Here is a 21,078-nt window from a genome sequence, read left to right as displayed (position 1 = left end):
CCGTCGCGGGAGGTAATCATGAAGGATTTCGGACGCTGGCACTACGGCCTGCCCCTGCTCGTCGCGCTGTGCGGCGGGCTCGGCACGTCGGACCTGTCGATTCACCGGATTTTCGCCGCGGGGGAAGACATCTCGACCGGCACCCTGCCCCTCAAGCATGTCGCGGACATCGCGTTGCCGGGCCGCCCGACACGACTCGACTACGCAAGCCTGGACCCGGGCCGCAACCTGCTCTTCATCGCTCACCTCGGCGACGGGGAAGTGATCGCTTTCGATACGCATGCATCGCGCGTGACCGCCCGGATCGCGGACGTATCGTCGGTACATGGCGTGCTTGCCGTGCCGGCGCTGTCGCGCATCTACGCCTCCGCAACCGGGTCCGACGAGATCGTCGCGATCGACGCCGCGACGCTGAAAATCGTCGCGCGCATGCCGGGCGGGCATTATCCCGACGGCATGGCCTATGCGGCCGACGTGCACAAGCTGTACGTATCCGACGAATACGGGAAAACGGAGACGGTCATCGAGGTCAGGAGCAACCGGCGCGTCGCGACGATTCCGCTCGATGGCGAGGCCGGCAACACGCAGTACGATCCGGTTTCCCGCCACATCTTCGTGAACGTTCAGACGCGTCGCCAGCTCGTCGAAATCGATCCGGCGACGGACCGTGTCGTCGACCGTTTCGACTTGCCGGGTGCGAAAGGCAATCACGGATTGCTGATCGAGCCGCGCGCCGGCCTCGCCTTCATCGCGTGCGAGGACAACGATACGCTGCTCGTCTTCGACATGCGGGCACGGCACGTCGTTCGGGCGTTCGATATCGGCGGCGGTCCGGATGTGCTGGCGTTCGATTCGGCGTCGGACGTGCTCTATGTTGCCGGTGAAGCCGGCATCGTTTCGATGTTCAGCATCCGAGGCCGGAATGTCGCCAAGATCGGCGAAGGCCGGCTCGGGCCGAATGCGCACGTCGTCGCTGTCGATCCGGGCACGCATCGCTCGTATTTTCCGCTGAAGGATGTCGGCGGCCGGCCGGTGCTGCGCGTGATGGAAGCCGGGAGCGTGGCCAACCCGGCCAGCACGGTGCCGCCAGGTACCGGAACATGACACGCGCGCACGATCGGCGGCATCCTTTGTCGCGCAATATCTCGTCCCGATCGATTTGAAACGATCGGCGGCCTGTCGGTTGTCGGTGCTGCCGCCGCGCGTCGAGCCGAACCGATTCTCGTCAGCACGCCGCCCACGGTCATTTGCTTGCGGAATGGCATCCCGGCAAGTCAGGCAGGCGGCAGATCGAACCAGCCGTTTGCGGTTCCTCGGTTGGGGCGAGCCGAGGTTCTCGAAACGTCGCAACCGTGAGGATCCCTGTCGACGCTCGCGCGCCAGCCGTCACACCGGTGTCTGACGCCTGGCAGGCGAATAGTCGGTTGGGAAAGCATCCCGTTTCGACTGGCCTGTGATCGGCGGCGCAGCCAATTCGAGCGCTTGCGACCTGCATTGTCTCGTCGCATCGTCATGCGAACGAGCCGACGGGATGGAGAATCGTCCCGCCGGCCATGCGCTCGCCGGACGCATCCGTCCGGCTGCCCGTTACCGGTCGTACTCGAAGGACTCGGTGAAGAACGTGTCGACCGGGTCGGACCAGCTCAGGCTCACGAACGAGAAGTCCGTGCTGCCCGTCCAGCCGGCCACCGACGGGAACGCGACGCCCTGATCGCCCCGCACGTCGAGCGTCACCGCGGCGCCCGGCTGGACCGGCGATGCCGACGCCGAACCGTTGACGAACGTCGCCGCTGACTGCCCGGACCCGGTTGCGCGAATCTGCACGTTGGTGCGCTTGACGAACGGCAGCCCCGTTTTCGACGTCCAGCCCAGCGGGAAGGTCGCGCCGCCCGCGAACGTGCCGGCGGATCCCGGCGTCAGCTTGTCGCGCGTGGACTGCGCCAGATCGTGCCACGCGTACTGGCGCAGTGCATCGGGCGACGGTGACGGCGTACGCAGCCGGACCGTGTAGTGCCTGGCCGGCGTCGACGTGTTGCCGTTCTGGTAGACGTCGATCGTATAGGCACTGAACGGCTTGATGTCGGCCAGCTCGGCGGTGCTCAGTTGCGGCTTCGCCCACGCGGTATTGTTGCGCGGCGCGTCGCCGGGCCACGTGAACAGGCCCTGGTTGGCCGGGTCCTGCGCGACGCCGGCGAGGCGGAAATTGTTGCGGCACTGCGCACTCTTCCCCAGTGCGGCGAGCTGCGCCGGCGTCTGCCCGCTCGCAATCTGCGCGCGGATGTTCAGCGTGTCGCAGGTCCCGCTCGACGGCTGGAGGAACACGCCGTTGCGCAAGCCGGGGCCGTTGACGATCGCGAAGTCCACCGCGGTGCCGGCCGCGTCGACCGCACCCACCTGCAGGTTGAGCGAATCGACGAACGCGTTGGTCCCCGTCGACGGAATGGCCGGATTCAGCCAGTCCCACTTCTGCGCGTTCGCATTGACCTTGCTCAGTACCGCGCGCTGATTGCCGACCACGCGCCAGCCGGTATCGCCATTTGCGAGACTGCCCGCCTGCACCGCAAGCTGGACATGTTGCTGCATGCCGTCGCGAATGCCGTCGCTGCGCGTCCACGCGAGCTTGACCCACATCGCGTCGCTGGCGACGACACGGATCACTTCCGGCAAGCTGAAGCTGGCATTGTTCATCGCGTCGTCGGCCACGATGCCCGGCGTGCCGCCGGCCGACGCCCCGAACTCCTGGCCGACCGACATCCCGTTGTTGAGGTACGCGGCGGGCACGCCTGCATTCAGCGCGCCAGACGCGACGTCGTCGACGAAGATCCGGCCGCACGACGCTACGCTGCCGCCCGTGCGCGCGGCGCCGGTCGACCCGGCGAAGCACTGGTTGAGCGCACTCTGCAATGCCGCCAGATCGCTGGCGCTCGGCAGGTTCGCCACCACCGTGCCGTTGATGGTCGCGGCGGCCGGCAGGCTGGCCTTGTCGCTCGCCTGCGGCGCGACGCCGGGCGCGAGCTGAAGCTGCACCGGCGTATCGCTGGACGCGCCCGCCACCGAGCTGATCTGCACGCCGCCGTCCGGCAGGACGCTAATCTTGACCTGGTCGAGCAACCGGTCGAGACCCGGCGCGCCCGCGGTCAACGGGCCGGAAATCAGGTCGACGCCCGTATTGCCGGTGGCCGCCAGCAGGTCGGCCAGCACCGACGAATAGGCCTGCACCGTACTGGTGACGGTCTGGGCCGTGACCTTGCTTCGCAGCAAACCGGTGTCGGCCAGCAGCTTGGTCGGGTCGTCGCCGATGATCGTGGCGGCGATCGCGTTCGAGATCGGCGTGATGTTGATCGTCTGCGTGCCGGCCGTCGCGCTGAGCGCGATCAGCGTGGCCTGCGAATCGGCGACGTTGCCGTATGCGGACAACGCGAAAGGCGCGGCCAGGCCGGTCACCGTGCAATGAAACGCGCCGGTTGACGCATCGGCCGGGCAGTCGACCGCGGTGCCGGTCGCATCGACCAGTTTCACGGTGGCGGTCTGCATCGCAGCGCCGGCGGCCGCGACCCCGCTGACCGTCTGCGCGGCAGGTGCCGCGGGCGGCGAGGAGGAACTGTCGCCACCACCGCAAGCCGACAGGAAGAGCACTGCAATACCGGATACGACAGGTGTGAGTTTCATTGCGTTTCCCCCGAGCCCCTTCTGGTTGATGCGTGTCATATGCACCGCTCATGCACGCTGAATGGCGAGGATTCTCGCAAAGCCGATTTTCGCGATCATCATTCAGGTGGATGAAAATCGCGAAATAACACGGCACGAAACGCAAATAAGCTGTGTTAGTCTGAAAAAAATTCGGTATTCGAAGCAATATCGTCAGACAAAATCAAAATACGAAGATCGCGAAGCGACGGGGTGAGCACATGCAACGAGACCAACTCATCGGGGACCTCTATGAGGCCGCGCTGCATCCGGACGGTTTTCTCGAAGTCTTTCATCGCGTATCCGAATCGCTCGGTGCGAACGTGTTTCACATGTTCAGCTGGGACGCCGCGCGCAATGCCCCGAAATTCTCGATCTATTCGCCACGTGCGGAATTCGACGAGATCATCGCGCTCTACGACCAGTATTACGGCGCGCTCGATCCGCGCCGCGGCTTCGTCGAGAACGCACCGCTCGGCGAATTCGTTTGTTGTCAGGATCACCTGACCGAGCGCGACGTCGAACGCAGCGAGTTCTTCCAGGACTATCAGATTCCGTCGGGATTTCGCTACCTGATGGGGATTCGCTTCGCGCGCCCCGGCAGCGACAACATTCTGCTCGGGCTGCTGCGAGCGCACGGCCGAACACCCTATTCTGCAGAAGAACGCGCGGCCCTGACCGGTATGGCCGGGCATCTGCAGCGCTCGATCAACCTGTGGCAAGACGCGAGAGTGCTGCATCGCGACGCCACGCTCGGCACCGAACTGATGGAGGAGCTGGGCCTGTCCGTCTTTGCACTGGACAGGCACGCGCGCGTCGTGTTCGTCAACCGGGCGGCCGAGTCGATGCTGCGCGCCACCACCTGCCTCAAGCTCGAGAACGGGTATCTGAGCGCGACGAGCGCGCCGCAAAACGATGCGCTCAAGGCGGCGTTGACGCGCGTCGCGAAGACCCGAAAGAGCGAGAGCCTTGCCCTTTCCGGCACGTTGGTCGCGGCGCACGAGATTTTTCTCGGCATCGCGGTATTGTCCGGACCAGCGCTCCATGCGGCTTTCGGCGATGCGACGATGCTGATCACGGTCAGGCGACGCAGCGCCGCCCCGCTCGTCGTCGCACAACAGTTGCGGCAATCGTTCGGCTTGTCGAGCGCCGAAGCCGCGGTCGCGGAAGCGTTGATCAGCGGCAAGACGCCGGACGAATGTGCTGCCATCGCGGGCGTGTCGCTTGCGACGGTTCGCACCCAGTTGCGGGCGATCTATGAAAAGACCCACTCCCGGAATCAGGCTGAAGCGGTCGGTCGGATGCTGTGGGTACTTCCGCAACACCAGCGCGAAGATTGATGCGTCGAAGCTGAGGGGGAGTCTGCGGTCAACACGTACTGGTGTGCGGCACCGGGTTCGGTGTGCCGGTGGAGCGATGGCTTCGCTGCGGGGTCATGTGGACGTGTGTTGGGTGAAAGACAACAGCTCCGCCCCCACCCCCACCCCGTACCGGCAACCGTCAAACAAACTGTACCGGTACCGTACAGAAAACCGTCGCTACACTGACTCCATCCCAGTCTCGAACACGAATGGAGAATCCGCGATGGACTTCCTCACCCTCAGCGCATTGCCCGCCGGCATGCTGTTCGCGCTCGTCACGTCGATCACGCCCGGCCCGAACAACACGATGCTGCTCGCGTCCGGCGTCAATTTCGGTTTCCGCCGCACGATGCCGCACCTGTTCGGCATCAGCATCGGCGTCGCGATCCTGATGCTGTGCGTCGGCTTCGGTCTCGGCGAAGCGTTCCGCCGCGTGCCGGTCCTGTACACGATCCTCGAAGTCGCGAGCGTCGCGTACCTGCTGTACCTCGCATGGCGGATCGGCACGTCCGGCGAGGTGAAGGCGCAAGGCGCCAACGCGCGGCCGATGACGTTCCTCGAAGCCGCCGCGTTCCAGTGGGTCAATCCGAAGGCGTGGATGATGGTGCTGACCGCCGCGACGACGATCCGCCTGTCCGCCGACTACGGGATGAACGCCGCATGGATGGCCGTCGTGTTCATCCTGATCGGCTTTCCGTGCATCAGCCTGTGGGCCGCGTTCGGCCAGGGCCTGCGCCGCTTCCTGTCGAACCGCCGCGCACTGCGCATCTTCAACGTGACGATGGCCGTGCTGCTGATCCTGTCGCTGTATCCGCTCGTCGCGCATCTGCTGCCGCAGTAAGTACTCACAAGCGCACCCGTTGAGCTTCACGCCGTGCAGGCGTACCCTTTTGGTACGGGCGCGCGCCACCGCTTCGGCGGTTGCGCCGCAGCTGCATGGAGGTTGCCGATGAAGCCAATGCTGAAGACCGGCGAGCACATCGAGGGCATGCACTGGATCGCCGAGTACCACCCGCTCACGCATGAGATCCGCGTGCTGCGCGAAAACATCGAAGTGGGTACGTACTGCGCGCCGCCCACGCTGTTCGGCGACGAGGAAGAGCTGGGCGCCGCGAACCTTGCCGACCATCGCAGCCAGGAGGCCGCGCTGCGCGCGTATCTGCGCAACTTCGTGAAGCAACACGACGCGGAGGAGTAGCGGCGCGACGGCCGGAATGGCGACGGGCCGCCGAAGCGGCCCGGCCTGTCGTTGTGTGTCAGCCGTCTTGCGACCCACCGCAACACACGCAGGGCCGGCGCATCGCTCCGGCCCCGATCCCGCTCAATGCCCGAGCGACTCGATCTTGCCGCCCGGCTGCGTGACGCCGTGCGGTCGCGCCGCCTGCTTGATCAGCAGCGCAACGCATGCGAGCAAGCCCGCGACCGCGATCGTTGCGAACACGCCCGCGAACGAGAAGTGCCGGCGCGTCAGTTCGGCGACGAGAAACGACCCGGCGATCCCGCCGAAGCGGCCGACACCCAGCATCCACGCCACGCCCGTGCCGCGCCCTTCGGTCGGATAGAACGCGGCGGCAAGCGCCGGCATCGACGATTGCGCGGTGTTCATCAGCACGCCGGCGATGAACACGACCAGCACGAGCAGCCCCACGTTCCCCGCCGCCTGCCCGATCGCATACACGCTGATCGCGGTCAGCGCGTAGCACACGGCAATCACGCGGTTCGCGTTGAAACGGTCCATCAGCACGCCGCACAGCACCGCGCCGACGCCACCGAGCGGGAACAGCGCGGAGATCAGCGTCGCGCTCTTCGGCGTCAGACCGGCATCCTTCAGCAGGATCGGCATCCAGTTGATCGATGCGTAGAAGATCACGAGGCCCATGAAGTACGCGACCCACAGCATCACCGAGCCGACGATGTACGAGCGTGACACCACGACGCCGATCCCCTTGCCGCCCGTCTGCGGCGCGGCTTCGGTCATCGCGAACGAGCCGGCGTTCAGCGCATCGCGCGAGATCCGTGCGAGCGTCGCGCGGATCCGGTCGACGCCCTGACCTTGCGCGACCATGAAGCGCACGGATTCCGGCATCTTCAGCAGCAACAGCACGCCGAGCAGCAGCGGCGTCACGCCGCCGAGCATCAGCACGCTGCGCCAGCCGAAATGCGGAATCATCCACGCGGCGAGAAAGCCGCCGAACGCTGCGCCGAGCGGAAAGCCGCAGAACATCAGGTTGATCACGGTCGCGCGGCGCTTGTCCGGGCAGAACTCGCCCATCATCGTGACCGCGTTCGGCATCGCGGCGCCCAACCCGACGCCGGTGATGAAACGCAGGATCGTCAGGTGTCCGATGGTGTTCGAGAACGCGGACACGAAACACGCGACGCCGAACAGGAACACCGAGCCGAGCAGCAGCGAACGGCGCCCAAGGCGGTCGGACAACGGGCCCGACACGAGCGCGCCGCATGCAAGGCCGAACAGCGCGGCGCTCAGCACGGGGGCGAGATCGGGTTTGGTGAGGTTCCATTCGCCGAGCAGCGACGGCGCGATAAAGCCGATCGCGGCCGTATCGAAGCCGTCGAGCAGCACGATCACAAAACACATCAGGAACACGAGCCACTGGAAGCCGCCGAACGGCTGCTCGTTGATGAAGGTCTGGACATCGACCACGGGTGCGCGATTCATCGCGAGTCTCCTATGTAAACAACGCGGCCTGATGGCCGCGCCTTTCCTTGTTCGCACGCCGATTCGCCGCCGGCGCGTCATGCATCGTCGACACCTGCCGGCATCGGCAGGCGTCGCGATCGGGTCACGTCCGGCGCGAGCCGGCCGTGTTATTCAGCCCCATCCTGTTCCTTGAAGATCTTGTCGGCGAGATGGAACGCGGAGTTCGCGGCCGGCACGCCGCAGTAGATCGCGGTCTGCAGCAGCACTTCCTTGATCTCGTCGCGCGTCACGCCGTTGTTGCGCGCGGCGCGCAGGTGCAGCGCGAGCTCCTCGCCGCGGTTCAGCGCGACCATCATCGCGATGGTCAGCAAGCTGCGCGTATGGCGCGGCAGGCCGTCGCGCGTCCAGATCTCGCCCCACGCATAGCGCGTGATCAGGTTCTGGAATTCGTCGGTCACCTCGGTGCGGTTCTCGATCGAACGGTCGACGTGCGCGTCGCCGAGCACCGCGCGACGCACCTTCATCCCTGCTTCATAACGTTGCTGGTCGTCCATCGTCGGTGCCTCACGCGGTCAGGAAGTCGAGCAGCGCGCGGTTGAAGCCGTCGGTGCACTCGATGTTCGAAATGTGCGCGGCGTCGAATTCGACGTGACGCGCGCCGGGAATCGCGGCGGCCAGCGCACGGCCCTGGTCGGGCGGCGTCGACATGTCCTTCGCACCGGTCACGACGAGCACCGGCAGCGCGATGCCCTTCACTTCCTCACGCAGGTCGGCCGCGTTCAGCGCATCGCAGTTCGCCGCGTAACCGTCCTTGTCGGTATGCACGAAGGTGTCGCGGATCGCGTCGAACAGGCGCGGCTCGCGTTCGACGAAGGTGTCGGTGAACCAGCGCGGCAACACGGCGTCGGCCAGCGCGGCCATCCCTTCGGCACGCGCCTTCTGCGCACGCGGCGCCCACACTTCCGGCGAGCCGATCTTCGCGGCGGTGTTCGACAGCACGGCGCGCACGATGCGCGACGGGAAGCGCGCGGCAAGCGCGGCGCCGGTCAGGCCGCCCATCGAGATTCCGCAGAAGTGCGCGCGATCGATGCCGACGTGGTCGAGCAGGCCGATCACGTCGCCCGCGAGCTGGTCGATCGTGTACGAGCCGGCCGGCGCCTCGGAATGGCCGTGGCCGCGCGTGTCGTAGCGCAGGATGTTGAAGTGCTGCGTGAGCGGACGAATCTGCGGCGCCCACATCTGCAGGTCGGCGCCGAGCGAGTTCGAGAAGACGAGCCACGGCGCGTCGTCGCGCACGGCACGGTCGATCCGGTAATGCAGTTTCACGCCGTTGACAGTGGCGAAAGGCATCAGTGTTCTCCTGGTTGTGTCGTGCCCGCGTGCAGCGCGAGCACGGCGTCGACGTAGGCCAGCGCCTCGCCGACGTAATGTGCGGGATCGAGCAGCCGCGCGAGCGCATCGCGCGACAGGTGGGCGGATACGGTCGGATCGGCGGCGAGCACGTCGAACAACGTCGCGCCGGTGCGCACGGCTTCCTTCGATGCATGCTCGACGACATGATGCGCATCGAGCCGGCCGATCCGGTCGCCGAGCGCGAGCATCACGGCTTCGCCGAGGATCAGCCCGTGCGTCAGGTCGAGGTTCGCGGCGAGGCGCTCGGTGTTCACGTCGAGGCCCGCGACGATCTGCGCGATCTGCGCAAGCGCGCCGCCGGTCAGGCGCGCGAGGTCGGGCAGCGCGTCCCATTCGGCCTGCCAGCCGCCGAGCGCGCGCTCGTGCTCCTGGACCATCCCGGCAAACACGGTCGCGACGAGATTCGGCGCGCGCACCGCGGCGGTCAGCACCGCGGCGCAGCCGACCGGGTTGCGCTTGTGCGGCATTGTCGACGAGCCGCCCTTGCCGGCGGCGGCCGGTTCGCCGAGCTCGCCGACTTCGGTCTGCATCTGCAGCGACACGTCGCGCGCGATCTTGCCGAGCGTGCCGGTCAGCATCCCGAAGCACGACGCGGCTTCCGCGATGCGGTCGCGCTGCGTATGCCACGGCACGGCCGGCACCGCGAGCTGCAGGTCGGCCGCGAGCGCGGCGCTCACGCCGGCCGCGTGCTCGCGCAGGCTCGCCAGCGTGCCGGCGGCGCCGCCGAACTGCAGCACCAGTGCGCGCGCGCGCAATTCTGCGAAGCGCGCGCGATGGCGCAGCAGCGCGTCGAGCCATTGCGCGAATTTGAGGCCGAGCGTGATCGGCAGCGCCTGCTGCAACCACGTGCGGCCGATCATCGGCGTCGCGCGATGCGTGCGCGCGAGCGTCGCGAGCGACGCGCACGCTTCGTCGAGCAGCGGCTCGAGCACGTCGAGCGTGTCGCGCAGCTGCAGCACGGTCGCGGTATCGATGATGTCCTGGCTCGTCGCACCCCAATGCACGAACTTCGCGGCCTCGGGGTCGTCGGCCTTCACTTGCGCGGTGAGCTGCTTGACGAGCGGAATCGCGAGATTGCCGCCGAGCGCCGCGCCGTGCGCGAGCGCGTCGGCGTCGAGCCGGGCGGCGTCGCACGCGCGTTCGATCGGCGCGACCGCGGCGGCGGGAATCACCTGCTGCGCGGCGAGCGCGCGCGCGAGCGCGGCTTCGACGTCGAGCATCCGCTGGATCGTCGCGCGGGGCGACCAGATCCGGTTGAGCGGCTCGGTGCCGCAGATGAGGGAGGTCAGGCGGGCGCTGTCTTCGAGCATGGCATCAGATTGGGGAAACGGCGTGCGCCTATTGTCTACCCAAGCGTGCCGGCGTGCGCTCGATCGCGCGTGCCGGCACGCTTGCCGTTCAGGCCGCGGCCTGGCGCGTCGCGTCGATCAGCGGCACGCCGGTCAGCTTCTGCAGTTCGTCGAACGACAGGTCGGTGAAGATCTCACTCACCGCGAGGCCGTCGGACGTCACGTCGAGCACGGCGAGATCGGTGTAGATGCGGCTCACGCATTGCACGCCGGTCACCGGATACGAGCACGCCGCGACGATCTTGCTCTCGCCCTGTTTCGTCAGGTGTTCCATCATCACGAACACCTGCTTCGCGCCGATCGCGAGGTCCATCGCGCCGCCGACGGCCGGAATCGCATCGGGCGCGCCCGTGTGCCAGTTCGCGAGGTCGCCGTTCGCCGACACCTGGAACGCGCCGAGCACGCAGTAGTCGAGGTGGCCGCCGCGCATCATCGCGAACGAATCCGAGTGGTGGAAATACGCGCCGCCGGTGAGCAGCGTCACGTGCTGCTTGCCGGCGTTGATCAGCTCGTCGTCTTCCTCGCCGGGCGCGGGTGCCGGGCCCATGCCGAGCAGGCCGTTCTCGCTGTGCAGGAAGATTTCCTTGGCTCGGTCGAGGTGGTTCGCCACCAGCGTCGGCACGCCGATGCCGAGGTTCACGTACGCGCCTTCGGGAATATCCTGGGCGACGCGCTGGGCCATTTCATCGCGGGTCAGTCGTTTCATGTCGGTCTCCTGTCGACCGGAGTTGGCGCTTCAGCGCTTACTCCGGTCCCATACAAAGTTCGGGCGGTCAGGCGGCTTGCGATGCACGCTCGGCGGCCAGCTCGGCCGCATGCGCGGCCTGCGGCACTTCGACGACGCGCTGCACGAAAATGCCCGGCGTCACGATGTGTTCCGGGTTCAGCCCGCCGAGCGGCACGACTTCCGACACCTGCACGATCGCAACCTTCGCGGCGCTGGCCATGATCGGCCCGAAGTTGCGCGCGGTCTTGCGATACACGAGGTTGCCCCAGCGGTCGCCCTTGTACGCCTTCACCAGCGCGAAATCGGCATGGATCGGCGTCTCGAACACGTACGACTTGCCGTCGATCACGCGCGTTTCCTTGCCTTCCGCGAGCTTCGTGCCGAAGCCCGTCGGCGTGAAGAAGCCGCCGATGCCGGCGCCCGCCGCGCGGATCCGCTCCGCGAGGTTGCCCTGCGGCACGAGTTCCAGCTCGATCTCGCCCGCGCGGTACAGCGCGTCGAACACTTGTGAATCGCTCTGGCGCGGGAACGAGCAGATGATCTTGCGCACCCGCTTCGCCTTGAGCAGCGCCGCGAGACCCGTCTCGCCGTTGCCCGCGTTGTTGTTGACGATCGTCAGGCCGCGCGCGCCCTGCTCGATCAGCGCGTCGATCAGCTCGGACGGCATGCCTGCCGTGCCGAAGCCGCCGATCATGATGGTCGCGCCGTCGTGGACGTCCGCGACCGCCGACTGCAGCGATTCGAAAATCTTGTTGACCATGTCTCTTCCTGATACGAACCCGCGGCACGATGCGCGGCCTGTCGAGGGGACACGCGCGTGTCGCGTGCCGCGCCGGAGGCCGTCGTCGACCTTCGGTATTTGTTCGCTATTCGAACCTAGATTCGATTAGCGAACGATGGGCCGATCATAGAGTCGCGCACAGCGCGTTGTCAAGGCGGGATCCCTCGGGGGTCGTCTGGTCATCGAACGGCAGGCCGACGTAGTTTTCGGCCAGCGACTGCGCGGCAGCCCGTGAGCGCGTCACGTACTTCAGCTCGGCAAACTTCAGGCGATTGACGAACGGCGAGTCCTCCGGCGACGCATGCAGCATGTTCGTCATGAAGTACGAGAAATGCTCGGCGCGCCACACGCGTTCGAGACAGGTCGCCGAATAGCGCTCGAGCGGCGTCGCGTCGCCGTTGCGGTAGCGCGCGCCGAGCGCACGGGACAGCGCGCGGACGTCGGCCACCGCGAGGTTCATCCCCTTCGCGCCGGTCGGCGGCACGATGTGCGCGGCGTCGCCGGCAAGGAACAGGCGGCCGTGCTGCATCGTCTCCGACACGAAGCTGCGCATCGGCGTCACGCTCTTCTGCGTGATCCGGCCCTCGGTCGGCGTCCAGCCGGTGTCGTTCGAGAAGCGCGTGTGCAGTTCGTCCCAGATCCGCGCGTCGGACCATTCGGCGAGGTTTTCGTCGGGCTTGCACTGCAGGTACAGGCGCGTGACCGTCGGCGAGCGCATCGAGAACAGCGCGAAGCCGTTGTCGTGATGGGCATAAACGAGTTCATCCAGCGACGGCGCCGCGTCGGCGAGGATGCCGAGCCACGCGAACGGGTAGACGCGCTCGAACGTGTTCAGCCGCTCGGCCGGAATCGTCTGCCGCGCGATGCCGTGGAAGCCGTCGCAACCGGCGATGTAGTCGCAGTCGATGCGGTCTTCGCGGCCGTCGGCGTGCTTGAACGTGACGAACGGGTGCTCGCTTTCGACATCGTGCAGCGCGACGTCGCTGACTTCGAAATGCATCTGATGGCCATGCGAGTCGCCGGCCGCGATCAGGTCGCGCACGACTTCATGCTGGCTGTAGACGGTGATCGCCCGCCCGCCGGTGAGCGCGCTCAGGTCGATGCGGTGGCGCTGGCCGGAGAACAGCAGCTCGATGCCGTGATGTTCGAGCCCTTCGCGGCGCATCCGCTCGCCGAGGCCGGCTTCGTTCAGCGTGTCGACGGTGCCCTGCTCCAGCACGCCGGCGCGGATGCGGTTCTCGCAGTATTCGCGCGAACGCGCTTCGACGAGGATGGCATCGACGCCTTGCAGGCGCAGCAGATGGGAAAGCAAAAGGCCGGACGGACCGGCGCCGATGATGGCGACCTGGGTGCGCATTGTTCGTCTCCTGAACATTGGTTCGAGTAATGGAACCCATTTGAGCGCTTTCCCGACTATGCGGCAACGCGATTTTGGAGATAAGTTGTATACGTTTCCCGGATACTGGCCTGGCGATGGACACGCTCGATCTGAACCTGATTCCCTACCTCGTCGCGCTCGACGACACGCGCAACGTCAGCCGCGCCGGCGACCTGCTCGGCGTGAGCCAGCCGCGCGTGAGCACCGCGCTCGGCCGCCTGCGCGACTATTTCGGCGATCCGCTGTTCGTGCGCACGTCGCGCGGGATGGAACCGACGCCGCGCGCGCTCGCGCTGCTGCCGGCCGCGCGCGACGCGCTCGCGCAGATCGAGCGCGGCCTCGTCGCGCCGCACGACTTCGATCCGGCGGCGAGCACGCATACGTTCTCGATCGCGCTGTCGGACGTCGGCGAGATCGTGTTCCTGCCGAAGCTGCTGCAGGCGTTCGCGACGCGCGCGCCGCACGCGAACCTGCGCTCGGTCTCGCTCGCGCACGACGAAGTCGGCCGCGGCCTCGAAGCCGGCTCGATCGATCTCGCGGTCGGCTACTTCCCCGATCTCGACGGCAACAACTTCTTCCAGCAGCGTCTGTTCACGCACCGGTTCGTCTGCCTGATGCGGCGCGGCCATCCGCTCGAACAGTCGCGCCCGTTCACCGCCGAGCAGTTCCTGTCATGCGGACACGCCGTGGTGCGCGCCGAGGGCCGCAGCCAGGAGGTGCTCGAGAAATACCTCGCGAAGCAGCGCATGCAGCGCCGCGCGGTGCTCGAGACACCGCACTTCATGAGCCTGCCGTTCATCCTCAGCCGCACCGATTTGATCGCAACGGTGCCGCATGCGATCGGCTATGCGTATGCGGCGGAGCATGCGTTCATCGTGCCGGTCGAGCCGCCGTTGCCGCTGCCGCGCTTCGACCTGAAGCAGCACTGGCATCGCAAGTTCCACAACGATCCGCGCACCGCGTGGCTGCGCGGCGTCGTCGCGTCGCTGTTCAACGACGAGCAGGACGAATGGCCGAAGTGAAGCTGGATGAACGGCGGGTGAGCTGCGGGTAGCGGCAGGTGAGCGGCGGGCCGCACGCACGACCCGCGAAAGCATGAAACAATGCCCGGATATCCGCGCCGCCGCTGGCGGCCGCATTCGATGGAGCGACTAGATGGGTAAGGGTAAGAAAACCGCGCGGCCCGAGCCGGCCGCATCCCGGCCGAGCCGGGACGAAGCCGAGGATGCCGTTCGCGTGCTGCTGCGCTGGGCCGGCGACGATCCCGCCCGCGAAGGCCTGCTCGACACGCCCGCACGCGTCGTGCGCGCGTACGAGGAGTTCTTCGCCGGCTATGCGCTGGAGCCGCGCGACATCCTCGCGCGCACGTTCAGCGAAGTCGACGGCTACGATGAAATGATCGTGCTGAAGGACATCCGCTTCGAGAGCTACTGCGAGCACCACATGGTGCCGATCATCGGCCGCGCGCACGTCGCGTATCTGCCGAACCATCGCGTCGTCGGCATCTCGAAGCTCGCGCGTCTCGTCGACGCGTTCGCGAAGCGCCTGCAGATCCAGGAAAAGATGACCGTGCAGATCGCCGACACGCTGTTCGACGTGCTGCAGCCGAAGGGCGTCGGCGTGATCCTCGAAGCCGCGCACCAGTGCATCTCGACGCGCGGCATCCACAAGCCGGGCGTCGAGATGGTCACGTCGCGCATGCTCGGCACGTTCCGCACCGATCCGTCGACGCGGCGCGAATTCCTGTCGATCGTCGCGAATCCTTCTTCAGTCAACCTGACGAATACGTAATGCAGTCCACGAAGCAAGCGGCAAACGCGCCGGTCGTGCTCGTGACCGGCGCCGCGCGTCGGGCCGGGCGCGCGTTCGCCGAGTATTTCGCCGCACACGGCTATCGCACCGCGGTCCACTACGACCGCTCCGCCGATGCCGCGCAGGCGGCGGCCCGCGCGATCACCGAACGCGGGCACGATTCGGTCGCGCTGCAGGCCGACCTGTCGGATGCCGCGCAGATCACCGCGCTGATCGACCAGGTGTATGCGCGCTTCGGCCGCCTCGACGTGCTGGTCAACAACGCGTCGGTGTTCTGGCAGGACCACTTCCCGAGCTTCGACCTCGCGGCATTCGACCAGGCGTGGGCCGTCAACTGCCGCGCGCCGATCCTGCTCACGCGCGCGTTCTACGAACGGGCCCGCGCGGCCGGCACGCAGGGCGTCGTCGTCAACGTGGTCGACCAGAAGATCAAGGAAAACTTCCACCGCGACCATTTCAGCTACACGGTCGCGAAGGCCGCGCTCGGCAATCTCACGCAGATGCTCGCGCTGTCGTCGTCGCCGGTGCTGCGCGTGAATGCGGTGTTCCCCGGGCTGATGCTGCCGAGCGACGACCAGACGCAGGCCGACTTCGAACACGCGAGCCGCGCATCGACGCCGCTCGCGCGCATCGCCGGCCCCGCCGACGTCGCGAGCGCCATCCTGCTGCTGACGGGCAGCGCGTACAACGGCGTGGATTTCGTCGTCGATGCGGGGCAGAACCTGATCCGCGTCGACCAGGACGTGCTCTACAAGCATCGCTCGCCGGCCGGCAAGCACTGACCTCGGACGAGCGGCGCCGTTCGCGCGCCGCGTTACGGCTTCTCGACGCTACCGCCCTCGCGGACCTTGCCCTGCGCGACGCTCGTGCCGGGCGGCACGCTGTGCGTGAGCCACACGTTGCCGCCGATCACCGAGCCGCGCCCGATCGTCACGCGGCCGAGAATCGTCGCGCCCGCGTAGATCACCACGTCGTCCTCGACGATCGGATGCCGCGCATTACCCTTCACCAGCGCGCCTTCGCCGTCGGCCGGGAAGCTCTTCGCGCCCAGCGTGACGGCCTGGTAGACGCGCACGCGCTCGCCGATGATCGCGGTTTCGCCGATCACGACACCGGTGCCGTGGTCGATGAAGAAGCTCGGGCCGATCTGCGCGCCCGGGTGGATGTCGATGCCGGTGGCCGAGTGCGCGATTTCATTGATGAAACGCGCGAGCAGCGGCACACCGAGTTGGTGCAAAGCATGCGCGAGCCGATGGTGCATCATCGCGAGCACGCCGGGATAGCACAGCAGGATCTCGGTGATGTGCTGCGCGGCCGGATCACCCGCGTAGGCAGCCTGGATGTCGCTGACCAGCAGCGCGCGAATCGACGGCAACTGCCGGCCGAACTCGCGCGCGATCTCGAACGCGCGTTCGTCGAGTTCGGCGAACGGCGTGTCCGCATGCTCGGGCAGGAACGGCAGCGCGCGGCGGATCTGTTCGGACAGGATTCGCAGCGTGCTTTCGAGCGTATGGCCGACGTAGTAGTCGACGCTTTCGTCGGTCAAATCCGGCGCGCCGTAGTGCGTCGGAAACAGGGAGGCGCGCAGGCCGGTGACGATCTTGCAGATCGCGTCGCGCGACGGCAGTTCGCGGATGCCGCGCGGATGACGCGTGCGATGGAGTTCCTCGCGCGATTCGCGCAAGCCGGCAACGATTTCTTCGAGGCCCCACTGACGGGCGGGTGATGTCGACATATGCCAATGCAGGCAGCCGCGCGCGATCGCACGGCCGCTAATAAAGTGACGGGTTCCACAAGATTACCGCGTTTTCGTCCGGCAGCGGCGTGCCGGGGGATCGGCCGGACGGCCAACGCTGCCGGCGCGCGACGGCGTCAGATCGTGATGCTGCTCGCGTCGATCCAGCGCACGGCCCAGTCGCGCGCGTGGGCGATCGCGTCGCCTTCGTCGTTGAACTGGAGCTCGGTCGGAAAAAAACGGTTCGCGACGAGTTCCCCGTCGCTCGATCGGGAGATCACGACATAGGGTTTGAACGACCCGTCACTGGCGCGCGCGGGCGCGCAATTCAACAGATAACCGCGGTGCGTGAAAGCAGTAGTCGCTTGCATGAATCCGCCACCTCTAGTCCCTTGCTTTGTTGTTCACTACCCGTCTCTAAGGGTGCTGCGGCGCCCTGGTGCGGGCAGAGTCGGCGAGACCGCATCCCCTGTCGCCGCTTCGCAGGAAAAGAATCATACTCTGTAGAAAACGGGTGTTCTAGCTGAAATAAATCATGACAAATCAGTGCGCGTCACGTGACCGCGGCGATCGCCCGCGCGCCGTTTTCCCGTCTTGCCCGGAACGGGATTTGCTTCGATCCGGAGCGCTTCGCCGCCAGGAGAGCCGTGATGGAAACGTCAGCTCAAGCGCACGCCGCGCATCCGCGCAGCATCGAACTCGACAACGACGACACACACGACAGCACCGTCGACACCGACGGCAAGAATCGCGAGGCCGCGCGTCTCGCGAGCGGCGGCGCCTTCTCGCCCGACCAGGTCACGTGCAGCAACGCGTCGCTCGTCAACGCGATGCCCGAGGCCGGCGACGGCTTCGCCGGCTTCGACAGCCGGCCGGGCGGCAATCATCCGGCGTTCGCGCTGCGTGACGGCTACATGGTGATCGAGAAGGGGTTCGACATGCCGTCGCACGCGGGCGACGCGCCGTACGGCCCGGTTCACCGGATGTACGGCAGCGCGTACTGGCCCGGCCACGGACGCCGGCCCGAACGGGTGATCGAAATCACCGCGGTGCCGCAGTAACGCGCGGTGTTTGAATCGAGCGTTCGTTTGGGCGTTGAAGCGGGGCCGACGGCCGATGGCGGTGGATCGGCGTGCGCGCGTGCGTGCCGGCCGGGCGTTCGGTGCGCAGACACCGCGACGAGATTCCGAATCGGCGCTGGAATCGATATCAGCGCCGGGTTCGGGTTCGGCGCTCGGCGTTTCGCGACGTCGATGCATCGACGTTGATCGAAGTCATGCCGTCGCGATACGGATGCGATTCAATGGATGGCGAAGTGCGCGGTCATCGCCCGGCGTCGACGACGCCGGGTCGTGAGTCGGGCGCGCTCGCATGCCGTGGCGTCGCTCGATGTCCGTGCAACCGTTACCGGTGACGATCCGGTATCCGCACCGCGTTCGCGCGCCGTCATTGCAGAACAAGCATCGCGATCCGTCGTTCGGGCGGCGAATGCGGTCATCACGCGTTTCGCTAATCGTCGCAATGCGTCGCGACTCGCCCCGATTCTTCGCGCACGTCGCACCCGCCACGTGCGTCGCGTCACGCAGCATGCGGTGCATGCCTGGCTCGCGATCGCCGCGTGCCGCCGCGACGGCGAAAGCGCCGCGATCGCACGACGCGCTCGCGACGACCGGCACGTCGCTGCAAAGTCCCTGCCGTTGGTTTACTGTGCCTTGCAGCGATGCAAGGCCCGCTCGGCCGTTCGGCCAACTTCCGTTCAACCCGCCACTCGGAGACACTATGTACAAGCGCATTCTCGTTGCCATCGACGGCAGCGACACGTCCCGCCACGCGTTCGATGCCGCCCTCGCGCTCGCGAAGGAGCACGGCGCCGAACTGCGGCCGTTCTACGTCGTCGAAAACGCCGCGATCTATTACAACGTGCCGGGCTACGACCCGTCCGTGCTGCGCGACCAGCTCGTCGCGCAGGGCAATGCACTCGCGGCGGATTTCACGAAGCTGATGCAGGCGGCCGGCGTGAAGGGCGAGACGCTGATGAGCGAGGCGTCGTCGCTCAACGACGTGTCGACGCTGATCCTCGACGGCGCGAAAGCGTTCGGCGCCGACCTCCTCGTGCTCGGCACGCACGGCCGCCGCGGGTTCCGTCGCCTCGTGCTCGGCAGCATCGCCGAACAGTGCGTGCGGCATGCGACGCTGCCCGTGCTGCTGATCCCGGCCGCCGCGCATACGGACGATCAGGAAGGCTGAGCGGCATCGGCGTGCGCGTCGCGGCGCGCACGCGCAGCGGCGCCTGCACGCATGCCGCTGCGATGCCCGCGGCATGTGCGCGCGGTCGCGACGTTTTGTCACCCGACAGCGGCAAGTTGCGGTGGGACAATGATTCCGTCGATTCAATGCCGGAGTAAACGATCATGTTGACGCCCGTCGCCACACGCCCCGCCGCCCCGTCCCATGCAGGCAACTGGGCTCCCCGCCAGGCCCCGCACTGCTCGTCGTGCGCAATGCGGCACCTGTGCATGCCGCAAGGCCTCGCACCCGAAGCGCTCAGCCGCCTCGAATCGGTCATCTGCGCGGCGCGCCCGGTCAAGCGCGGCGAAGCGCTGTTCCGCGAAGGCGACACCTTCGACAACCTGTACGCCGTGCGCTCGGGTTCGCTGAAAACCGTCGCCACGCGCCACGACGGCCGCGAGCAGGTCACCGGCCTGCACCTCGCGGGCGAAGCGCTCGGCCTCGACGGCATTTGCGACGACACGCACCCGCGCACCGCGGTCGCGCTGGAAGACAGCTCGGTCTGCGTGATTCCGTACAGCGCGCTGAAGTCGCTGTGCTCGGAAGCCGGCACGATGCAGTTGCGCATGCACAAGCTGATGAGCGAGCAGATCGTGCGCGAGACGTCGCAAACCATGCTGCTCGGTTCACTGAATGCCGAAGAGCGCGTCGCCGCGTTCCTGCTCGACGTGTCGTCCCGCTACCTGAAGCGCGGCTACTCGCCGTCGGAATTCAACCTGCGGATGACGCGTGAAGACATCGGCAGCTACCTCGGCATGACGCTCGAAACGGTCAGCCGCACGCTGTCGAAGTTCCAGAAGCGCGGCCTGATCGAAATGCACGGCCGCCTCGTGCAGATCGTCGATTTCGACGGCCTGCACCACGTCTGACCCCGCGCGGCGCGCGACCTGCGCGCCGCCACCGGCCGCCGGCCACAATCCGCCGTTCGCGCTTCGATCAATCGAGAAACAGCGCGGCGCGCGCCTTCAGCGCCGCGCTGAAGTCGTCGAGCCAGCCGATCGACAGGCGCCAGCTCTGCCAGTACAGGTCGATATCGACGGTCCGCCCGCGCGACATGTCGACCAGTTCGCCCGCCGCCAACTGGCGATCGACCATCCGGTCCGGGCACATTCCCCATCCCAGCCCCGTTTCGCAAGCGCGCAGGTAGCCCGCGACATGCGGGATCCAGTGTTGCGGCGGATCGAGATCCGCGCGCGTCACGCGCCGGATGAAGCGCGCCTGCAAGCCGTCCTTCGAATTGAACATCACGCACGGCGCGCGGCGCAGCGCATCGCGCGTGATGCCCGCGCCGAAATAGCGGTCGTAAAACGCCGGCGAACACACCGCGCGATAGCGGATACGCCCGAGCCGCGTCGACCGGCATCCCTGGATCGGCTCGGCCTGCGCGGTCACCGCGCCCTGCACGCTGCCGTCGCGAATGCGCGCGGCCGTATGGTCCTGATCGTCGATCACGAGGTCAAGCAAGGTCTCGCGCTCGGTGCAGAACGGCCCGACTGCATCGATGAACCAGGTCGCGACGCTGTCGTCGTTGACGGCCACGCGCAAGGTCGGCCATGCGCTCGCGATCTGGCCCGGCAATGCAGGCATCCGGCCGCCGAGTTCGGCCTCGAGCAACTGCACGCGCTCCGTATGCCGGCACAGCAGCGCACCCGACGTCGTCGCGACGCACGGCTGCCCGCGCTTGACGAGCACGCTGCCGACGCGCTCCTCCAGCAGTTTCACGCGCTGCGATACCGCCGAAGGCGTGACGTTCAGCTCCTTGGCCGCCCGCTCGAACGAACCGTGCCGGATCACCGCCGCGAGGGCATCGAGCAATGCGTAGTCGAGCATTAGATTTCCTTAATCTGCATTAGGTGAATTAGCTTCTCTTATGTTCCGGCTGAC

Annotated in this window: 21 protein-coding genes; 10 read left to right on the top strand and 11 right to left on the bottom strand. The window is 66.9% G+C overall.

What is annotated here, in order from left to right; all coding sequences use genetic code 11:
• Nucleotides 1-18 precede the first annotated feature (18 nt).
• The gene (locus U5771_RS21440; protein WP_322025831.1) at nucleotides 19-1,104 is read left to right on the top strand and encodes a YncE family protein; all 1,086 of its coding nucleotides are present in this window, start codon (nucleotides 19-21) and stop codon (nucleotides 1,102-1,104) included.
• A 483-nt stretch (nucleotides 1,105-1,587) separates the two neighbouring features.
• Here the strand turns inward: U5771_RS21440 and U5771_RS21435 are convergent, their stop codons facing one another.
• Complete coding sequence (locus U5771_RS21435; protein ID WP_322025830.1) at nucleotides 1,588-3,669, bottom strand: hypothetical protein; 2,082 nt, start codon at nucleotides 3,667-3,669, stop codon at nucleotides 1,588-1,590.
• A 239-nt stretch (nucleotides 3,670-3,908) separates the two neighbouring features.
• On the opposite strand from U5771_RS21435, the gene U5771_RS21430 reads away from it, so the two are divergent.
• From U5771_RS21430 to U5771_RS21420, 3 genes are all read left to right on the top strand, one after another.
• The gene (locus U5771_RS21430; protein WP_322025829.1) at nucleotides 3,909-5,027 is read left to right on the top strand and encodes a helix-turn-helix transcriptional regulator; all 1,119 of its coding nucleotides are present in this window, start codon (nucleotides 3,909-3,911) and stop codon (nucleotides 5,025-5,027) included.
• A 244-nt stretch (nucleotides 5,028-5,271) separates the two neighbouring features.
• Nucleotides 5,272-5,889 (top strand): LysE family translocator, encoded by a 618-nt coding sequence (locus tag U5771_RS21425; protein ID WP_322025828.1) that lies wholly within the window; start codon nucleotides 5,272-5,274, stop codon nucleotides 5,887-5,889.
• Between the two features lie 108 nt (nucleotides 5,890-5,997).
• Entirely contained in the window at nucleotides 5,998-6,246 is a 249-nt protein-coding gene (locus U5771_RS21420) for a hypothetical protein (protein WP_322025827.1), read from the top strand.
• A gap of 123 nt (nucleotides 6,247-6,369) precedes the next feature.
• On the opposite strand, the gene U5771_RS21415 is transcribed toward U5771_RS21420, so the two are convergent.
• The 7 genes from U5771_RS21415 to pobA form a co-directional block, all read right to left on the bottom strand.
• Nucleotides 6,370-7,728, bottom strand: a complete 1,359-nt coding sequence (locus tag U5771_RS21415; RefSeq protein WP_322025826.1) for an MFS transporter — start codon at nucleotides 7,726-7,728, stop codon at nucleotides 6,370-6,372.
• Nucleotides 7,729-7,877: 149 nt separating this feature from the next.
• The gene (gene pcaC, locus U5771_RS21410) at nucleotides 7,878-8,264 is read right to left on the bottom strand and encodes a 4-carboxymuconolactone decarboxylase (protein WP_322025825.1); all 387 of its coding nucleotides are present in this window, start codon (nucleotides 8,262-8,264) and stop codon (nucleotides 7,878-7,880) included.
• Nucleotides 8,265-8,274: 10 nt separating this feature from the next.
• A complete protein-coding gene (gene pcaD / locus U5771_RS21405) occupies nucleotides 8,275-9,060 on the bottom strand; it encodes a 3-oxoadipate enol-lactonase (protein WP_322025824.1) in 786 nt (261 codons plus the stop codon).
• Entirely contained in the window at nucleotides 9,060-10,433 is a 1,374-nt protein-coding gene (locus tag U5771_RS21400) for a 3-carboxy-cis,cis-muconate cycloisomerase (RefSeq protein ID WP_322025823.1), read from the bottom strand. The genes pcaD and U5771_RS21400 overlap by 1 nt, the downstream gene beginning before the upstream one ends.
• An 88-nt stretch (nucleotides 10,434-10,521) precedes the next feature.
• A complete protein-coding gene (locus U5771_RS21395) occupies nucleotides 10,522-11,178 on the bottom strand; it encodes a CoA transferase subunit B (protein WP_322025822.1) in 657 nt (218 codons plus the stop codon).
• 67 nt (nucleotides 11,179-11,245) lie between these two features.
• Nucleotides 11,246-11,959, bottom strand: coding sequence for a 3-oxoacid CoA-transferase subunit A (locus U5771_RS21390; protein WP_014900666.1), 714 nt, complete (start codon nucleotides 11,957-11,959; stop codon nucleotides 11,246-11,248).
• Between the two features lie 145 nt (nucleotides 11,960-12,104).
• Complete coding sequence (pobA, locus tag U5771_RS21385; protein WP_322025821.1) at nucleotides 12,105-13,337, bottom strand: 4-hydroxybenzoate 3-monooxygenase; 1,233 nt, start codon at nucleotides 13,335-13,337, stop codon at nucleotides 12,105-12,107.
• A 116-nt stretch (nucleotides 13,338-13,453) separates the two neighbouring features.
• On the opposite strand from pobA, the gene U5771_RS21380 reads away from it, so the two are divergent.
• From U5771_RS21380 to U5771_RS21370, 3 genes are all read left to right on the top strand, one after another.
• Nucleotides 13,454-14,380, top strand: a complete 927-nt coding sequence (locus U5771_RS21380) for a LysR family transcriptional regulator (protein WP_322025820.1) — start codon at nucleotides 13,454-13,456, stop codon at nucleotides 14,378-14,380.
• A gap of 133 nt (nucleotides 14,381-14,513) precedes the next feature.
• The gene (gene folE, locus U5771_RS21375; RefSeq protein ID WP_322025819.1) at nucleotides 14,514-15,149 is read left to right on the top strand and encodes a GTP cyclohydrolase I FolE; all 636 of its coding nucleotides are present in this window, start codon (nucleotides 14,514-14,516) and stop codon (nucleotides 15,147-15,149) included.
• Nucleotides 15,149-15,952, top strand: coding sequence for an SDR family oxidoreductase (locus U5771_RS21370; RefSeq protein ID WP_322025818.1), 804 nt, complete (start codon nucleotides 15,149-15,151; stop codon nucleotides 15,950-15,952). The genes folE and U5771_RS21370 overlap by 1 nt, the downstream gene beginning before the upstream one ends.
• Before the next feature lie 32 nt (nucleotides 15,953-15,984).
• Here the strand turns inward: U5771_RS21370 and epsC are convergent, their stop codons facing one another.
• Nucleotides 15,985-16,905, bottom strand: a complete 921-nt coding sequence (gene epsC / locus U5771_RS21365) for a serine O-acetyltransferase EpsC (RefSeq protein ID WP_322025817.1) — start codon at nucleotides 16,903-16,905, stop codon at nucleotides 15,985-15,987.
• A 137-nt stretch (nucleotides 16,906-17,042) separates the two neighbouring features.
• Nucleotides 17,043-17,276 (bottom strand): hypothetical protein, encoded by a 234-nt coding sequence (locus U5771_RS21360; protein ID WP_011659947.1) that lies wholly within the window; start codon nucleotides 17,274-17,276, stop codon nucleotides 17,043-17,045.
• 279 nt (nucleotides 17,277-17,555) lie between these two features.
• Here U5771_RS21360 and U5771_RS21355 point away from each other — a divergent pair, with 279 nt between their 5' ends.
• From U5771_RS21355 to fnr, 3 genes are all read left to right on the top strand, one after another.
• Nucleotides 17,556-17,966 carry a DUF3005 domain-containing protein gene (locus U5771_RS21355; RefSeq protein WP_322025816.1) on the top strand — a complete coding sequence of 137 codons (411 nt, stop codon included), beginning with the start codon at nucleotides 17,556-17,558 and terminating at the stop codon, nucleotides 17,964-17,966.
• Nucleotides 17,967-18,684: 718 nt separating this feature from the next.
• Complete coding sequence (locus U5771_RS21350; protein WP_322025815.1) at nucleotides 18,685-19,152, top strand: universal stress protein; 468 nt, start codon at nucleotides 18,685-18,687, stop codon at nucleotides 19,150-19,152.
• A 164-nt stretch (nucleotides 19,153-19,316) separates the two neighbouring features.
• Nucleotides 19,317-20,063 carry a fumarate/nitrate reduction transcriptional regulator Fnr gene (gene fnr, locus U5771_RS21345; RefSeq protein ID WP_124663576.1) on the top strand — a complete coding sequence of 249 codons (747 nt, stop codon included), beginning with the start codon at nucleotides 19,317-19,319 and terminating at the stop codon, nucleotides 20,061-20,063.
• Nucleotides 20,064-20,130: 67 nt separating this feature from the next.
• Here the strand turns inward: fnr and U5771_RS21340 are convergent, their stop codons facing one another.
• Nucleotides 20,131-21,024, bottom strand: coding sequence for a LysR family transcriptional regulator ArgP (locus U5771_RS21340; RefSeq protein ID WP_322025814.1), 894 nt, complete (start codon nucleotides 21,022-21,024; stop codon nucleotides 20,131-20,133).
• Nucleotides 21,025-21,078 lie beyond the last annotated feature (54 nt).

The sequence above is a fragment of the Burkholderia sp. BCC1977 genome, from assembly GCF_905339595.1.
GTDB lineage: Bacteria > Pseudomonadota > Gammaproteobacteria > Burkholderiales > Burkholderiaceae > Burkholderia.
This window is presented reverse-complemented; position numbering and strand designations above follow the sequence as displayed.

Bases quoted from the DNA above. Each gene is read 5' to 3' on its own strand.
- U5771_RS21400 (WP_322025823.1), bottom strand. From the start codon at position 10,433: ATGCTCGAAGACAGCGCCCGCCTGACCTCCCTCATCTGCGGCACCGAG.
- U5771_RS21370 (WP_322025818.1), top strand. From the start codon at position 15,149: ATGCAGTCCACGAAGCAAGCGGCAAACGCGCCGGTCGTGCTCGTGACC.
- epsC (WP_322025817.1), bottom strand. From the start codon at position 16,905: ATGTCGACATCACCCGCCCGTCAGTGGGGCCTCGAAGAAATCGTTGCC.
- pcaC (WP_322025825.1), bottom strand. From the start codon at position 8,264: ATGGACGACCAGCAACGTTATGAAGCAGGGATGAAGGTGCGTCGCGCG.
- U5771_RS21340 (WP_322025814.1), bottom strand. From the start codon at position 21,024: ATGCTCGACTACGCATTGCTCGATGCCCTCGCGGCGGTGATCCGGCAC.
- U5771_RS21395 (WP_322025822.1), bottom strand. From the start codon at position 11,178: ATGAAACGACTGACCCGCGATGAAATGGCCCAGCGCGTCGCCCAGGAT.
- pobA (WP_322025821.1), bottom strand. From the start codon at position 13,337: ATGCGCACCCAGGTCGCCATCATCGGCGCCGGTCCGTCCGGCCTTTTG.
- U5771_RS21350 (WP_322025815.1), top strand. From the start codon at position 18,685: ATGTACAAGCGCATTCTCGTTGCCATCGACGGCAGCGACACGTCCCGC.
- U5771_RS21380 (WP_322025820.1), top strand. From the start codon at position 13,454: ATGGACACGCTCGATCTGAACCTGATTCCCTACCTCGTCGCGCTCGAC.
- U5771_RS21420 (WP_322025827.1), top strand. From the start codon at position 5,998: ATGAAGCCAATGCTGAAGACCGGCGAGCACATCGAGGGCATGCACTGG.
- U5771_RS21425 (WP_322025828.1), top strand. From the start codon at position 5,272: ATGGACTTCCTCACCCTCAGCGCATTGCCCGCCGGCATGCTGTTCGCG.
- U5771_RS21360 (WP_011659947.1), bottom strand. From the start codon at position 17,276: ATGCAAGCGACTACTGCTTTCACGCACCGCGGTTATCTGTTGAATTGC.
- U5771_RS21430 (WP_322025829.1), top strand. From the start codon at position 3,909: ATGCAACGAGACCAACTCATCGGGGACCTCTATGAGGCCGCGCTGCAT.
- U5771_RS21435 (WP_322025830.1), bottom strand. From the start codon at position 3,669: ATGAAACTCACACCTGTCGTATCCGGTATTGCAGTGCTCTTCCTGTCG.
- pcaD (WP_322025824.1), bottom strand. From the start codon at position 9,060: ATGCCTTTCGCCACTGTCAACGGCGTGAAACTGCATTACCGGATCGAC.
- U5771_RS21390 (WP_014900666.1), bottom strand. From the start codon at position 11,959: ATGGTCAACAAGATTTTCGAATCGCTGCAGTCGGCGGTCGCGGACGTC.
- folE (WP_322025819.1), top strand. From the start codon at position 14,514: ATGGGTAAGGGTAAGAAAACCGCGCGGCCCGAGCCGGCCGCATCCCGG.
- U5771_RS21440 (WP_322025831.1), top strand. From the start codon at position 19: ATGAAGGATTTCGGACGCTGGCACTACGGCCTGCCCCTGCTCGTCGCG.
- fnr (WP_124663576.1), top strand. From the start codon at position 19,317: ATGTTGACGCCCGTCGCCACACGCCCCGCCGCCCCGTCCCATGCAGGC.
- U5771_RS21355 (WP_322025816.1), top strand. From the start codon at position 17,556: ATGGAAACGTCAGCTCAAGCGCACGCCGCGCATCCGCGCAGCATCGAA.
- U5771_RS21415 (WP_322025826.1), bottom strand. From the start codon at position 7,728: ATGAATCGCGCACCCGTGGTCGATGTCCAGACCTTCATCAACGAGCAG.